The sequence below is a fragment of the Motilimonas cestriensis genome (assembly GCF_021295315.1).
GTDB classification, from domain to species: Bacteria; Pseudomonadota; Gammaproteobacteria; order Enterobacterales; family CBDFNC01; genus Motilimonas; species Motilimonas cestriensis.
The window spans coordinates 1,313-1,948 of sequence record NZ_JAIMJA010000061.1; the positions used below are offsets into that span (position 1 = coordinate 1,313).

Below are 636 nucleotides of genomic sequence, written 5' to 3' on the forward strand. Positions count from 1 at the left end.
CGGTACAAGTGATCACTGGCCATATCACCACTGATAACGGTGACGTGATCGCACAAACCCAAAACGTGGTGATCAAAGCAGGTACCTTATCAACTGACTTTACCGTGGCGACCTTAGATGATGCCATTGCTGACAGTGGTGAAAAATTCAACGTGTCACTGGGTAACACCAACGGCGGCAGCTACGAGAACTTAGTGAAAGGCACCTCGGCAGTTGAAACCACCATCAATGACCAAACTGGCAGCGATGAGATTCCGGGCAGCGAGGACACCACCACCTTGACCTTAAGCGGTGCAAGCACTGTGGTTGAAGGGGAAAGCGCGACTTACACCGTGAGTGTGGATAAGGCGCCGGCGACTGATTTAACGGTCCAAGTGATCACCGGTCATATCACCACCGATAACGGTGACGTGATTGCACAAACCCAAAACGTGGTGATCAAAGCAGGTACCTTATCAACTGACTTTACCGTGGCGACCTTAGATGATGCCATTGCCGACAGCGGTGAGAAATTCAACGTGTCACTGGGTAACACCAACGGCGGCAGCTACGAGAACTTAGTGAAAGGTAACTCGGTCATCGAGACTACCATCAATGACCAAACCGGCAGTGATGAGATTCCGGGCAGCGAGGACA

The 636-nt window shown here is 51.4% G+C and carries 1 protein-coding gene; it reads left to right on the plus strand.

Features of this window, described 5'->3' with window-relative positions; translation table 11 throughout:
• Positions 1-636, plus strand: a 636-nt coding sequence (locus K6Y31_RS22580; protein ID WP_233055165.1) for an immunoglobulin-like domain-containing protein, incomplete at both ends; no start/stop codon positions are given.